10 protein-coding genes are annotated in these 13,754 nt (G+C 74.1%); 4 read left to right on the top strand and 6 right to left on the bottom strand.

From position 1 onward, the window contains the following. Positions 1-29: 29 nt before the first annotated feature. On the bottom strand, positions 30-2,048 hold the full coding sequence (locus tag ACZ4Z1_RS00240) for an N-acetylmuramoyl-L-alanine amidase (RefSeq protein WP_468484319.1): 2,019 nt from the start codon (positions 2,046-2,048) through the stop codon (positions 30-32). Between the two features lie 249 nt (positions 2,049-2,297). Further along, a complete protein-coding gene (locus ACZ4Z1_RS00235) occupies positions 2,298-3,431 on the bottom strand; it encodes an aminoglycoside phosphotransferase family protein (RefSeq protein ID WP_468484318.1) in 1,134 nt (377 codons plus the stop codon). A 260-nt stretch (positions 3,432-3,691) separates the two neighbouring features. On the opposite strand from ACZ4Z1_RS00235, the gene ACZ4Z1_RS00230 reads away from it, so the two are divergent. Further along, complete coding sequence (locus ACZ4Z1_RS00230) at positions 3,692-5,200, top strand: DNA-binding protein NsdB (protein ID WP_468484317.1); 1,509 nt, start codon at positions 3,692-3,694, stop codon at positions 5,198-5,200. A gap of 230 nt (positions 5,201-5,430) precedes the next feature. Here ACZ4Z1_RS00230 and ACZ4Z1_RS00225 read toward each other — a convergent pair whose 3' ends face one another. Then, positions 5,431-6,903 carry a PP2C family protein-serine/threonine phosphatase gene (locus tag ACZ4Z1_RS00225; protein ID WP_468484316.1) on the bottom strand — a complete coding sequence of 491 codons (1,473 nt, stop codon included), beginning with the start codon at positions 6,901-6,903 and terminating at the stop codon, positions 5,431-5,433. A gap of 323 nt (positions 6,904-7,226) precedes the next feature. Between ACZ4Z1_RS00225 and ACZ4Z1_RS00220 the strand changes: the two genes are divergently transcribed. From ACZ4Z1_RS00220 to ACZ4Z1_RS00210, 3 genes are all read left to right on the top strand, one after another. Continuing rightward, on the top strand, positions 7,227-8,651 hold the full coding sequence (locus ACZ4Z1_RS00220; protein WP_468484315.1) for a HEAT repeat domain-containing protein: 1,425 nt from the start codon (positions 7,227-7,229) through the stop codon (positions 8,649-8,651). A gap of 135 nt (positions 8,652-8,786) precedes the next feature. Continuing rightward, complete coding sequence (locus ACZ4Z1_RS00215) at positions 8,787-9,914, top strand: glycosyltransferase family 4 protein (RefSeq protein WP_468484314.1); 1,128 nt, start codon at positions 8,787-8,789, stop codon at positions 9,912-9,914. Beyond that, positions 9,911-11,188, top strand: coding sequence for a glycosyltransferase (locus ACZ4Z1_RS00210; protein ID WP_468484313.1), 1,278 nt, complete (start codon positions 9,911-9,913; stop codon positions 11,186-11,188). Before ACZ4Z1_RS00215 ends, ACZ4Z1_RS00210 begins: the two co-directional genes overlap by 4 nt. On the opposite strand, the gene ACZ4Z1_RS00205 is transcribed toward ACZ4Z1_RS00210, so the two are convergent. The 3 genes from ACZ4Z1_RS00205 to ACZ4Z1_RS00195 are packed head-to-tail and all read right to left on the bottom strand — an operon-like array spanning position 11,107 to position 13,482. Further along, positions 11,107-12,162, bottom strand: a complete 1,056-nt coding sequence (locus ACZ4Z1_RS00205) for a bile acid:sodium symporter family protein (RefSeq protein ID WP_468484312.1) — start codon at positions 12,160-12,162, stop codon at positions 11,107-11,109. The two genes, ACZ4Z1_RS00210 and ACZ4Z1_RS00205, sit on opposite strands and share 82 nt — an antisense overlap. Further along, positions 12,155-12,604 carry a hypothetical protein gene (locus ACZ4Z1_RS00200; protein ID WP_468484311.1) on the bottom strand — a complete coding sequence of 150 codons (450 nt, stop codon included), beginning with the start codon at positions 12,602-12,604 and terminating at the stop codon, positions 12,155-12,157. Before ACZ4Z1_RS00200 ends, ACZ4Z1_RS00205 begins: the two co-directional genes overlap by 8 nt. Positions 12,605-12,618: 14 nt before the next feature. Next, positions 12,619-13,482 carry an isocitrate lyase/PEP mutase family protein gene (locus ACZ4Z1_RS00195; RefSeq protein WP_468484310.1) on the bottom strand — a complete coding sequence of 288 codons (864 nt, stop codon included), beginning with the start codon at positions 13,480-13,482 and terminating at the stop codon, positions 12,619-12,621. Positions 13,483-13,754 lie beyond the last annotated feature (272 nt).

Genomic DNA, 13,754 nt, shown 5'->3' with positions numbered 1-13,754 from the left:
ACGTTCCCGGGCACGGCGCCGCCTGCGTGCTACCTGTTCGAGAGCCGCACGTCGACGTCCGCCGCCCGTACGTACCCGACCCGGTGCCCCACCTGGATCTCGTAGTAGACATCCTTGCCGCGCACGACCGCGTGCCGGGACAGGTCGTACGTCGGGGCGTAGAAGTATTCGCCGCGGACGCGGTTACCGACCGCGTAGCGCTGGCCTGCCAGGAGCTTGTACGGGAGCGGAGTGACGGCCTGTACGGGTACGCCCGCCGGATAGGCCGTCGCCTCCGGGTACGCCCGTCCGTAGACCGGAATGTCCGCCCGGCCCGCCTTCGGCGTGATCACCAGCCCCTTCGCGTCGACCGCGGTGGGCTGCTCCGGCGGGTTGTGGAACCACGCCTTCTGGCCGAGGTACCAGATGGCGGTCCACTCGCCCCGGCGCTCCGCGACCGCGTACCGCTGGCCGGTGGTGGCGCGGGCGCCGGTGTCGTTCACGCCGGTCGTCGAGGGGCTGCCGTCCGGCCGCAGCCCGATGTCCCGGACCAGCGGCGCGCTCCCGCTCGGTGCCGTGTGCAGGCGCACCGCCGTCGAGCCGTGCGGCGGGCACGGCTGCCCCGGCTTCCCGCAGTCGGTGTAGACGGGCCGGTGCCGGTCGTAATCGGGACGGATGGTGACCAGCCCGCCGCGGGGCCCCGCCGTACGGACGAACGGCTTGCCCAGCAGCCGGAAGTAGTGCGCCCAGTCCCAGTACGGGCCCGGGTCGGTGTGCATGCCCTTGATCGTGGCGGGCGTCGTGCCGGGCACGTTGTCGTGGCCGATGATGTGCTGCCGGTCCAGCGGCAGGTCGTACTTGCGCGCCAGGTAGCGCACCAGCCGCGCCGAGGCCCGGTACATCGCTTCGGTGTACCACGCGTCCGGAGCCGCGAGGAAACCTTCGTGCTCGATGCCCACGGAGTGCGCGTTGACGTACCAGTTCCCCGCGTGCCAGGCGACGTCCTTCGTCGGCACGTGCTGGGCGATCAGCCCGTCCGACGACCGGATCGTGTAGTGCCAGGACACGTACGTCGGGTCCTTGATCAGTTTCAGCGTCGTCTCCCACGACCCCTCGGTGTCATGGACGACGATGGCGTCGACCCGCTGGTCCCGCGGCCGGTCCGCCTTGTCGTGGTTGCCGTAGTCACCGTCGCCGAACTCCTCGTACGGCGCGGGGACGGACACGCACGAGACCGTACGCGGGCATTCGAGCCGGGACCCGCCCGCCGGCGCGGCGGCGGACCGCAGCCCCAGACGGCCGAGCTGGGCCCGGTCCGCTCCCAGCCCCGGCGCGGCGGGCAGCGTCACCCGCTGGCCCGAGTCGGTCGTACGGGACTGGCCCTGCCGCAGCACGTCGTACACGTCGTCGGCGAAGCCCGCCGCCGTCCGGGCGTCGTCGGCGCCCGAATAGCGGGCGACGGCCCCGTACCAGCGGGCCGGGTCGGCGGTCCGCAGCCCGAGACGGCGCTGCTCGTCGGCCAGCAGCGCCGCACCGCCGCGGATATTGGCGGCCGGGTCGCGCCGCAGCCGTTCGGCGGGCAGCCCGGTCAGCCGCGCCGCCCGCTCCAGGGTGCGCAGCCGGGCGGGCAGCTCGGTGGCGGCCGGAAGCCGCGCGTGCGCCCGCTTGCGGGCCCGGGAGTCGTCGCCGCGCGGGTCCTCGTCGCCGTCGCTGTGGTGCGGCCGCCCGTCCAGCGCCGTACGGGCGTCGGTCAGGTGCATCGGGCCGTAACCGCCGGACACGCTGGGCGCGCCGCCGTGCCCGTCCCAGCGTGACTCCAGGTACGCGACGGCCAGCAGCACGTCCCGCGGGACGCCGTACCGCGCGGCGGCGTCGGCGAACGCCTGCTGGAGGGCGCCGGCGGCGGGCTGTGCCGCCGCGGCGCGGGACGGCCCGGCCGGGCCGGACGGCGCGGCCGGGCCGGACGGCGCGGCGGAGACCAGGGGCAGCAACAAGGCCGCCGCCGCGACAGCGGTGGCGGCCCTGCGCGCTCTGGAGCGGGGGGCTCTCTTCTCGTCGGATCCTCGCAATGCAGCCTCCTGTGGCCGACCGGAACGAGCCGGGGCGTCTGGCGGATGGTGTGCATACGGCCGTGCGCGGGACGGAATCCCTACAGCTATCGCCTGGCCGACGATCCGTCAATCACCGCGCGGCGCACGGGTTTCGTATGTCAGCACGTCTCCCGGAACCCCGTGCGAGCACGCGGACCACCGCGGCCCCGGACACACATGAGCGGCACGCCCCGTACGGCGTGCCGCTCACATACCCCCCTCGGCGGATCAGCGGGTGCCGACCGCAGCCCGTACCGCACGGCGCGCCATCTGGCAGTCGTCGTGCAGCCGGCGCAGCAGCAGCCGCTGCTCCTCGCCCGTCGCAAGCGCACCAGGGTGTCCCGGCCCCGGCGTGCCCGTCGGCGTGGGCTCGCGCATGGTGCGCTGCACGGCGGTCTCGTAACGCCGTATCTCGCGGGTGAGCACCAGCATCAGATTCACCAGGAAGGCGTCCCGCGCGGCCGGTCCGGCGGCCTGCGCGAGCTGGCTGATCTGGCGGCGCGCCACGGGGGCGTCACCGAGCACCGACCACAGGGTGGCGAGGTCGTAACCCGGCAGGTACCAGCCGGCGTGGTCCCAGTCGAGCAGCACCGGGCCGGCGGGGGAGAGCAGGACGTTGTTCAGCAGCGCGTCGCCGTGGCAGAACTGGCCCTGGGTGTGGGCCAGGCCGTGCAGAAGTTTCTGCAGGTCGCCCAGGTCCCGGTCGGTCAGCAGGCCGAGGTCGTGGAAGCGCCCGATCCGGCCCGCGTAGTCCAGCGGCGCGTCGAACATCCCGGCCGGCGGCCGCCAGAGGTTGACCCGGCAGATCGCGCCGAGTGCGGCCCGCACGTCGGCGCGCGGCGGTGCTTCGGTCGGATGCCGTTGGAGGGAGGCGACCCGGCCGGGCATCCGCTCGACGACCAGGGTGCAGTTGTCAGGATCCGCGGCGACCAGCCTGGGTACGCGCACCGGCGGGCGGTGGCGTACGAAGGACCGATATGCAGCTATTTCGTGCCGGAACCGCTCGGCCCAGGCGGGGGAGTGGTCCAGTAAACACTTGGCGACCGCGGTCGTCCGGCCGGTGGTGCCCACCAGGAGGACAGATTTGCCGCTCCGGCGCAGCACCTGGACCGGATGGAACTCGGGACAGATGCGGTGCACGGAGGCGACCGCGGCGCGCAGCTGAGCACCTTGGGGGCCGGACAAGTCGAGTCTCCCGCTGAGCGGTTGGGTGCCTCCCCCTTGCACCCGCCGGTTGCGGCCGCCGGTGAGGCCGGAGACCGCCCCCGGAGACTGGGAGGGGTCGAGATACGGCCCGCTTCCCGGAGGCTGCGGACGGTACGGCCGGTTCGGGGCGCTCACGGCGGACGATGCTGCGTACATGGGTGAGACAGATCCCTTCGTGCGCCGACGAGTTGCAGTGCGGCTCCCGGCCCGGCGACCCGGGGCCCGAAGGTCCCGGATCCGGTGTCCGCACCCTGGGGAATGCGGTACCGACACCGGGCCGGGGGCTGCACTCCTACAGAACACGCGGGCGCGGGTGGCAGACCATCTGGCGGACCCTGGCGAACCCTGGCGAATGCTCGCGGGCGTCCTTCGGGGCCCGTTACTGTCAAGTCAGTCGAGGAACCTGGGGGCTTGACGTGGACAGGGAGCCGAACACCCGTCTCGCGGATCTTTTCGGCCTGGCCGGCTGGTCCAAGGGCGAGCTGGCGAGACTGGTCAACCGGCAGGCGGCCGCCATGGGGCATCCGCAGCTGGCGACCGACACCTCGCGGGTCCGGCGCTGGATCGACACGGGGGAGACCCCGCGCGACCCGGTGCCCAAGGTGCTGGCGGCCCTGTTCACCGAGCGTCTCGGCCGTGTCGTAACCATCGAGGACCTCGGGTTCGGTCGTTCCGGGCGCGCGGGGAGGAAACAGGCCACGGACGGTCTCCCGTGGCCGCCCGAGCGAACGGCGGCGGTCCTCACGGAATTCACGGGAATGGACCTCATGCTCAACCGACGCGGCTTGGTGGGCGCGGGCGCGGCGCTCGCCGCGGGCTCCGCACTCAGCAGCGCCATGCACGACTGGCTGCACACCGATCCGGCGCTGGCAGCCGACGCCCCCCGATTCGACGACCCCTTCGCCGACAACACCATCGACCAGATCGGTTTCGACCGGTACGAGGCGGCCCCCGTGGGGTCGCAGGAGATCGACGCCCTGGAGCGCTCGGTCGAGGTCTTCCGCGCCTGGGACGCGGCCCGCGGCGGCGGACTGCAGCGCAAGGCCGTGGTGGGCCAGCTCAACGAGGTGGGCGGCATGCTCGCCTACCGCCACCCCGAGCACCTGCAGCGCAGGCTGTGGGGGGTGGCGGCCAACCTCGCCGTCCTGGCGGGCTGGATGTCCCACGACGTGGGCCTGGAGCCCACCGCCCAGAAGTACTTCGTCATCGCCGCCCACGCGGCGCGCGAGGGCGGCGACCGGCCGCGCGCGGGCGAGGCGCTCTCCCGGGCGGCCCGCCAGATGGTGCACCTGGGCCGTCCCGACGACGCCCTGGACCTGATGAAACTGGCCAAGTCGGGCTCCGGCGGGGAGACCCTGCCGCGGACCCGCGCGATGCTCTACACCATCGAGGCGTGGGCCCAGGCCAGCAAGGGCCAGGGGCAGGCCATGCGGCGCACTCTGGGCCAGGCGGAGGAGCTGTTCGTCTCCGACCGGGGTGACGTGCCGCCGCCGAGCTGGATGCAGATGTTCGACGAGGCGGACCTGCACGGTATGCAGGCACTGGCCTTCCGTACGCTGGCCGAGCACGACCCCCGGGCTGCGAAGGTCGCCCAGGCGCACGCCAAGCAGGCGCTGCGGCTGCGGGACAACGGCCGGCAGCGGTCGCAGATCTTCGACTACCTCTCGCTCGCCTCCGCCTGCTTCATCGGCAACGATCCCGAACAGGCCGACCGCTACGCCCGGCTGGCCCTGGTCTCCATCAAGGAGAATTCCTCCCACCGCACCTGGGACCGGCTGCGGGAGATGTACCGGCTCACCGGCCAGTACGCGAACTACGCCAAGATCCAGGACCTGCGGGAGGAGATCCAGCGGGTGATGCCGAAGGCCAAGGCCAAGGGGCTGGGGCCGGGGATCGGCCCGGTGAGCAGCAGCATGCGGATCTGACGTCCGCGGGCATCCGCGGGCAGCGGGAAGCCCAGTGAAGTCCTACTGAGAGGTCCTACTGAAAAGCCAAGACCCGTGACCCCGGTCCTGGCCGTAGGGACGCCGCGTACCTCCTTGTGCGTACGCGTACGTAGCTGCCTGTACGTACGTGCCCCACTTGACCTGTGGCGGGGTGTCCCCGTGGCGTAACGGTGCCGCTCTCCGCCACGCGCTCACCCCGGGCCGGCGGGTCAGCCGCTCACCCTGGCGATCAGCACACACGCGTCGTCCTCGCGCTCGGCACTGCCGAACTCCTCGGCGATGACGCGGACGCAGTCCTGCGCGTTCCGCGCCGTGGCGAACCGCGGTGCCAGTGACAGGAGGCGCTGGGTCCCTTCGTGGGGTGCGAGCGTGCCGTACGCCCGGCGCGGCACCAGGCCGTCCGTGTGCAGCACCAGCAGGTCGCCGGGTTGCAGCTGTTCGCACCGCTGCGTGTAGGCGGCTCCGGTGGTGGCGCCGAGGAGGACGCCGTCCGGGGGGTTCAGGGGGCTTCCCGTGCCGCCGCGGAACAGCAGTGGTGCGGGGTGGCCGGCCTGGGCCCAGACGAGCTGACGGGAGGCCGGGTCGAACCGGCAGCAGACCGCGCTGCCCAGGGCGGGCTGCGCGGAGGTGTCGAGCAGTTGGTTCAGATAGCCCATCAGCGGGCCCGGCTCCTGACCGGACACCGCCATGCCGCGCAGCGCGCCGAGCACCATGGCCATGCCGGACGTGGCGGTGGCGCCGTGGCCGGTCAGGTCGCCGACGCTCAACAGCGTCTTGCCGTCCGGGAGTTGCAGGGCGTCGTACCAGTCGCCGCCGATCAGGGCGCTGGTGCCGGAAGGGAGGTATCGGGCGGCGAGGTCGAGTGCGACGGGCCCGCCCTGCGGGAACCGCAGGGAGCCGCGCCACGGCGGCAGCACGGCTTCCTGCAGCTCGACCGCAAGCCGGTGCTCCGTCTGCGCCATGTGCCGCTGGCGCTGCAGCGAGTCACGGGTCTCGCGCACCGCCCGCTGGCTGCGGCGCAGCTCGCTGACGTCGCGCAGCACGGCCCACATGCACGCCGTGCTGCCGTCGGCTTCGAGCACCGGCTCGCCCACCATGTGCACCGTACGGACGCTCTGGTCGCTCCGTACGATGCGGAATTCGCCGTCGATCGGCCGACCGTCCACCAGGCAGTCCGTGACCATTGTGGTCAGCAGCTGCTGGTCCTCGCTGAAGACCAGGGACGGCAGCTCGTCCAGCGTCAGGGGGCCTTCGGCCGGGTCCCGGCCGAAGATCCCGAACAGCTCCTCCGACCAGCTCACCTCGTCGGTGAGGAGGTTCCACTCGGCGCTGCCGACCCGGCTGAGCAGTGAGCCGCGCGGATGTCCCGCGGGCTCGGGCGGCGCCACCGGCAGCCGGTCCTCCTCGTCCGCGTCCGGTGCCGCCCCGGGGTCGGCGGGCAGGCCCTCCCGGAGCTGGTCCAGGTGCCCGCCGAGGTCGTCGAGGTGGTGGACGGCGAGGTCGCACAGCGCCCGCTGCCAGCGCAGCTGGGGGTCGTCGGGCTCCTCGTCGCCGACCGAGGTCTCCCGGCGTACGGCGTCCAGGCCGCCCCGCAACCGGCGTGCCTGGCTGATCAGGGCCTCGACCACGTCGCGCTCGGGTGGCTGGGCGGCTGGTCGGTCCGCGAAGAGAGGGGACGGCATGACGTACTCCGATATCAGGCGGCGCCGGGGCCTGGTCTGACGGAAGGGCCGGTAACGACTGTTGCACAGGCTGCGACCGCCCGTAAGGGATTTGGCATTACCCGATACGGTGGTGCACTCGGCATATGCCCCCGGCCTCCCTGGGGCAACCCTCCGCCGAATCAGCGGAACGGAGCGTTCCAGGCTAGGCTTCGGCCGCCGTAGCGCGCTCGTCCCCACCGATCCATGGTGGGAACGACGCATACGACCCGTGGTCACCGGCAAGAATGCCGGTCAGCGGAAATCCCGTTGCCAGCCTGTCCCCCGCACCGGATGCTGACCTCATGTTCGATCCAGACATAGCGCCCAGTGGCACCCTGCTCGGCCTCCTGCAGCGAGGCCGCGGCGACGGGACCCTGCACGCCCTCGCGGCGCCGCGGGCCGAGGCGCTCGCGGCACTGAACGACAGCGTGCTGCGCGACCCCCGCCGCGACTGGCAGGTCGAGAACCGCTCCCTGTACTACGCGCGCCTGTACATGCAGCTCGACGGCGGCCTCGAAGAGATCGAACGGCATCTTTTCCACCCCGACGACCTCACCGACCCGGGCGAGGAGCGCACCGGCCTCGCGCTCGCCGTGCTCGGCCACCTGGCCGCGTACGGCCGGGACGCCGCCCTCCTGCTGCTGCGCAGCTACGCCGCCGCCGGCACGAACTGGCGCTGGGCCCTGGACGAGCTGGCGCTGCGGGACGACGACGCGGGCCTGGCGACCCTCGCCCCCGCCGTCCTCGCCCGCTTCCCGCACACCCCCGAGGGCGACGCCGAGCTGGCCGCCGCCGTACGGGACGCCTTCGAACCCCGCCCGTGGCGGCTGTGGGCCGAGGACCCCCGCTACGGCGAGCGCATCCGCGCCGCCCAGGAACAGGGCTGCTTCGACCGCTGGCAGCGCCAGATGAGGCCCGGTGGGCCCCGTCCGGGCTGGAGCGTCACCGAGGTCCTCGACTGGGCCCAGCAGGGCCTGGAACTGCACCCCGAGGAGTGGCGCCAGGTCCCGGCCGCGCGCTGCCTGGCGGCCGTCGCGGGTCCTGAGGACCGCCCCGAGCTGCTGCGCGCCGCGCGCACCGGGCCGGACGCCGCCCGCGCCGCCGCCCTGCGCCACCTCGCCGAGCGCGGCGACCCGGACGCCCTCGACCTCATCGAGGCCGCGGCCGCCGACCCCTTCTCCAGCCGGCCGCTCGCCGAGGCCGCGCTCGCCGCCTTCGAGCGGATGCGCGGCCCGGCCGCCATCGAGCGGGCCCGCCGGTGGGCCCCGCGCCCCGACCCGCTCGGCGCGGCGGGCGCCACGATGCTGGCCCGCCGCGGCAGCCGCTGCGACGCCGAGCTCGTGCTGGCGGCCCTGCGCCGTACGGTACGGACCGAGGGCCCGGACGCGGACGGGCTGTGGGAGCTGGTCGACGGGGCGGGCCGCCTGGGCGTGGCCTGCGCGGCACCGGTCCTGCGCCACATCTACCGCGAGACCTCCTCCTCGCACCTCAGAGGCCGCGCCGCGGGCGCGCTGGCCGTCACCGACCCCGGGTTCCCGGCGGGCTTCGCCGTCGAGTGCCTGTGGGACTGCGAGGAGAGCACCCGCGAGCTGGCCGCCCGGCACGCGGCGACCGGTGACGTCCGGGTCGTGGAGCAATTGCGCCGGCTGGCCGCCGATCCGGCCGAGGAGGCCGAGGTGCAGACGGCGGTACGCAGCCGCTTCGGGCCGGACGCGCCGGCGCTCTGAGCGCGCGGGGGGCTCACGGGCGGTCACGCGCGCCGGCGCCCGTGTCGCGGCGCGGGCGCCAACGCTCATGGGACGTTCCCCCGCTGGACAGATCCACGTGGCCGGAACCACGCCCGGTGGGCCGACAACAGCCGTATGCGTGTCCTCATCGTCACCGAGTCCTTCCCGCCCGACGTCAACGGCGTGGCCCACTGCGCCCTGGAAACCGCCCGGCACCTGGTGCGGCGTGGGCACGACGTGCTCGTCGTCACCCCGGCGGGCGCCGACCGGACACCGGACGGCGGGCAGGCGGGGCCCTGCCCCGTCGTCCGTGTGCCTTCGGTGCCGCTGCCGGGCCGTCCGCAGGTCAGGGTGGCCCTGCCCGGCCGCCGGCTGGCCGCCGCGCTGGACGGGCACCGTCCGGACGTGGTGCATCTGGCCGGCCCTTTCGTCCTCGGGGCCCGCGCCATGGCCGCCGCCGCGCGGCGGCGCGTGCCCGCCGTCGCGGTCTACCAGACCGACCCGGGCCGCTACGCCCGCGCCTGCCTGCGCACCGGAGGCGCCGCGGCCTGGCGGCGCCTGCGGACGGTGCACACCGCGGCCGACCGGACGCTCGCGCCCTCCACCTCCGCCCTGCACGACCTGGCCGCGCACGGCGTGCCCCGGCTGCGGCTGTGGCCGCGCGGAGTGGACTCCGTACGGTTCCACCCGGCCCGCCGTGACCAGGTGCTGCGCAGCTCGCTCGCCGCGGGCCGGGAGCTGCTGGTGGGCTACGTCGGGCGGCTCGCGCCCGAGAAGGAGGTGCGGCTGCTGGCTCCGGTCTCGCGGCTGCCCGGCGTACGGACCGTGGTGATCGGGGACGGGCCGAGCGCCTCCGGCCTGCGCGCCGCCCTGCCCGGTGTGCGCTTCCTGGGCAGCCGCACGGGCGATGAACTGGCGCGCCTGATGGCCTCGCTGGACGTGTTCGTGCACACCGGCCGCTACGAGACCTTCTGCCAGACCGTCCAGGAGGCGATGGCGGGCGGCGTCCCCGTCGTGGCACCCGCCGCGGGTGGCCCGCTGGACCTTGTCGGAGACGGCCGTACGGGACTGCTGGTGCCGCCGGGGGACGGGGCGGCGCTGCGCGACGCGGTCCGGCTGCTCGCGGACGACCCGGCCGCGCGGGCACGGCTGGGCGCGGCGGGCCGTACGGCGGTCGCGCACCGCACCTGGGAGGTGGCCGGCGACGAGCTGCTGGGCCACTACGAGGATGTGCTCGCCGACCGGACGGCGGTGGCCGTATGACGGCGCGGCCCGGCACGTCCGCGCGGTTCGTCCTCGACGAGACCCGGTACGTCGGTGCCGGGCTGCGCATCGTACGGCTCGCGAACTTCGTCACGCCGGAGTCCGGCGGGCTGCGCACCGCCCTGTGGGCCCTGGGCGCCGGGTACCGCGCCGCCGGGCACGACCCGGTCCTGATCGTGCCAGGACCGGCCGCCCGGGACGAGGAGACCGGCCAGGGGCGGGTGATCACCCTGCCCGGCCCGGTCCTGCCCGGTACGGGCGGCTACCGCGTCCTGGCCGACCGGCGGCGTGTCCGGCACGTCCTGGAGGCGCTGGCCCCCGACCGCTTGGAGGTCTGCGACCGTACGACGCTGCGGTGGACCGGCGAGTGGGCACGGCGGTCCCGCGTCCCGGCGGTGATGGTGTCCCACGAGAGCGTGGACGGTGTGCTGCGGACCTGGGGCGTACCGCGCGGACCGGCACGTGCCGCCGCCGACCGGATCAACGCCCGGACCGCGCACGCCTACAGCCGCGTGGTGTGCACGACGGAAGGGGCGGCGGCCGAATTCGCCCGGATCGGCACGCGCAACGTCGTCCGCGCGCCGCTGGGCGTCGACCTGACGGTCCGGCACCCCGCCCTGCACAGTCCGGAGCTGCGGCGGCGGTGCGCGGGCGGCGCCGGAGTACTGCTGCTCCTGTGCTCGCGGCTGTCGCCGGAGAGGCGGCCGGGGCGCGCGCTGGACGCGCTGGCGGAGCTGCGGTGGCGCGGTGTCGACGCGGCGCTGGTGGTCGCGGGGGACGGGCCGCTGCGGTCCCGGCTGACGGCCCGGGCGCGTGCGGAGCGGCTGCCGGTGGCGTTCCTGGGACACGTCGCCGACCCGGGCGAGCTGGCCGCCCTCCAGGCCGGCGCGGACGTGGCCCTGGCGCCCGGACCGGCGCAGACGTTAGGGCCGGCGGCCCTGGAGGCCCTGGCCTGCGGCACGCCGGTCGTGGCGAGTGCCGCGTCGGCGCCGGCCTGGCTGGTCGGCCCCGGCGGCGACACCGCCCTCGACGACGGCGCTTCCTTCGCCGACGCGGTGCTGCGCGTCCTCGGGCGCCCCGAAGCGCACCGTCGTGCGGCGGCCCGGCAGCGCGCGGAAGGGTACGGCTGGCAGCCGGCGGTGGACGCCTTCCTCGCGGCCCACGACGCCGCCGTGACGCCCGTATGCGAGGGTCAGGCCGACGGTTCTCCTCCGACCGGCCGGGGCCCCAGGCGCAGCGGCGGCTCCGGTGCGGCCGGAGCGCGCTCCGGCTGACGGGCCCAGCGGGCGGCGAGGACCGCGCAGACCATCAGCTGGAGCTGGTGGTAGAGCATCAGCGGCAGGATGACCAGGCCGGCCGCGCCGCCGAAGAGCACCGCCGCCATCGGCAGTCCCGTGGCGAGGCTCTTGTTGGACCCGCAGAACACGATGGTGATGCGGTCCTCCCGGCAGAACCCCAGCCGTCGGGCGGCCAGCGAGGTCGTGAGGAGGGCCGTGGCCAGCAGACCGGCGGCCAGGAGCAACAGGGCGAGCAGCCGCGCCGGGGTGACCTGGTGCCAGATCCCCTCCTCCATGCCCTTGCTGAAGGCCGTGTAGACGACGAGGAGGATCGAGCAGCGGTCCAGGAGGCCGAGTGGTCTCTTGTGGCGGGCGAGGAAGGCGCCGACCCAGCGGCGCAGCACCTGCCCGGCGAGGAAGGGCAGCAGCAGGTGGGTGGCGATCGAGAGCAGGCCCGCCACCGAGAAGCTGAGGGCGGAGCCGATCAGCCAGGCCGCGAGCAGCGGGGTGGCGGCCATGCCGAACAGGCTGGAGTACGTGCCGGCGCAGATGGCGGCCGGGACGTTGCCGCGGGCCGTGGAGGTCAGGGCGATCGAGGACTGGACGGTCGAGGGGACGACGCACAGGAAGAGCAGCCCCGTGTACAGCCGGTCGGTGAGCAGGAACGGGACGAGGCCGCCGGCCGCCAGGCCCAGCAGCGGGAACAGCGCGAAGGTGCTCGCCCCGGTCAGCAGGTGGAGCTTCCACTGCCGTAGTCCGTGCAGCGCCTCGCGGGTGGACAGCCGCGCTCCGTAGAGGAGGAAGAGCAGGCCGATGGCGAGGTCGGCGGCGGTGTCCGCGGCCACGGCGCCCTGCCCGGTGGCGGGCAGCAGGGTGGCGAACAGGACCGTGCCGAGGAGGGCCACCACGTACGGGTCGACCGCCTGCTTCAGCCGGCGCGCCGCCCGGGCGGCCGGTACCGGCTCACTCATCGTCGCCGGTCTGCCAGGGCGGGTGCCCGACGCGCGACGGGTCGGCGCCGGGGCCGTTCGCGTCCCGGGTCCGTACGTCGATGGCGCCGCCGCCCCCGTCGTGGTCGCTGCCCGCCGTGCCCTTGCCGGCGAGGATGGTGTTGAGCGTCCGGTCGACCTCCAGCCAGGAGTCGGCCGAGGAGTTGTCGACCACCAGCAGGCCGATGGCCGTTCCCGCGCGGGGTGGTGGCGGCGTCTCGTCCTCGTCGTCCTGGGACTCGCACGGCGGGGCCGGTGGCGGTACCGGGGGTGACGGTGTCGCGGCCTGGGCGGTGCCGCCGCCCCACAGCACGCCCAGCACCGTCGCGACGGCGACGGACAGCACGGACGGGCGCACGGCCCGGGACCGCGTGCCGCGGTCCCGGAGCCGCCCGGCGCCGCCCCGCAAGGGGTTCGGTGCCATGCAGTCAACCTCTCTCAGACGGGGGCCGGTTCGCGGTGCGGATGCCGCCTGCTGATGTTCTTCTCCAGCAGCTCGGTGGCGCACCGCAGTTCGACGCTGCCGGTCTGGCCCGTCACGGGCAGCCGGCCGTCGGCGTTCTTCAGGTCGGCCAGCGCCCCGTCGATGGCGCCGTGCGCCGCGAACAGACAGGGGGTGCTGTAGATCGCCACGTCCACGCCGAGGTCGGTCAGTTCGCTCAGCGACAGGCGTGGCGACTTGCCGCCCGCGATCTGGTTGAACAGCAGCGGTTTACTGCCCACGACGGACCGGATGCGTTCGATCCACTGCACGCTGCGCACCCCGTCCACCAGGACGACGTCCGCGTCCGTCTCGGCGAGCGCCGCCGCCCGCCGGACGATCTCCGCCTCTTCCGTGGCGTCCGTGCGCGCCACCACGACCAGGTCCTTGCGGCTGCTGAGCACCAGGTTGAGCTTGTCCAGGTACTCCTCCAGCGGGAGGATCAGCTTGCCGTCCGCGTGACCGCACCGGCGGGGTCTCTTCTGGTCCTCCAGGATCACGCCCGAGGCCCCGGCGCGCTCCAGGCTCTGGACGACGTGGCAGGCGACCTCCGGGTCCACGTAGCCGTCGTCGATGTCCACCAGCAGGTGGTGGGACGGGAAGGCCAGCCGCAGCCGTTCGGTGAACTGCACCATGTCCGGCCAGGCGATGAACCCGATGTCGGGCAGGCCGTAATACGATGCGGCGAATCCGAATCCGGAGACGAACATGCCGTCGTAGTGCTGGGCCGCGATGGAAGCCGAATACATGTCGTAGATGCCGATGAGCGGTGTCGTGCGAGGCGACCGGACCGCCTCGCGCAGGGCGCTGCCGTACTGCATGTTTCTCCCGCCTCCCGGACCCGCCGGTCGCGGGTCCTTGGGGTGTTCTTGACCCGACGGTCCCAGGAAACAAAGAGCTAGTAAAAGGATTCCGGGAAGCAACACCCGTTTGAGGAAACGCCGCTGGTCGCGGCGGTAATTCGGGAATTATGACAAGGTGATGGACGTACCGCGGAAGTGACGTTTCGGCGGGGGGTCCGCGGGGGCGTAAAGGCGATGAGCTGAAATGCGCCGGAGGTCGCCGGGCCACTCGCGGAGGGCCTGCCGCGACC

The sequence above is a fragment of the Streptomyces sp. NPDC030165 genome, assembly GCF_055573595.1.
The sequence above is the reverse complement of the archived record's forward strand: the minus strand, read 5'-3'. Positions and strand labels throughout refer to the sequence as shown.

Coding starts and splice junctions, on each gene's coding strand:
- ACZ4Z1_RS00220 (WP_468484315.1), top strand. CDS start 7,227: ATGTTCGATCCAGACATAGCGCCCAGTGGCACCCTGCTCGGCCTCCTG.
- ACZ4Z1_RS00200 (WP_468484311.1), bottom strand. CDS start 12,604: ATGGCACCGAACCCCTTGCGGGGCGGCGCCGGGCGGCTCCGGGACCGC.
- ACZ4Z1_RS00205 (WP_468484312.1), bottom strand. CDS start 12,162: ATGAGTGAGCCGGTACCGGCCGCCCGGGCGGCGCGCCGGCTGAAGCAG.
- ACZ4Z1_RS00235 (WP_468484318.1), bottom strand. CDS start 3,431: ATGTACGCAGCATCGTCCGCCGTGAGCGCCCCGAACCGGCCGTACCGT.
- ACZ4Z1_RS00195 (WP_468484310.1), bottom strand. CDS start 13,482: ATGCAGTACGGCAGCGCCCTGCGCGAGGCGGTCCGGTCGCCTCGCACG.
- ACZ4Z1_RS00210 (WP_468484313.1), top strand. CDS start 9,911: ATGACGGCGCGGCCCGGCACGTCCGCGCGGTTCGTCCTCGACGAGACC.
- ACZ4Z1_RS00215 (WP_468484314.1), top strand. CDS start 8,787: ATGCGTGTCCTCATCGTCACCGAGTCCTTCCCGCCCGACGTCAACGGC.
- ACZ4Z1_RS00225 (WP_468484316.1), bottom strand. CDS start 6,903: ATGCCGTCCCCTCTCTTCGCGGACCGACCAGCCGCCCAGCCACCCGAG.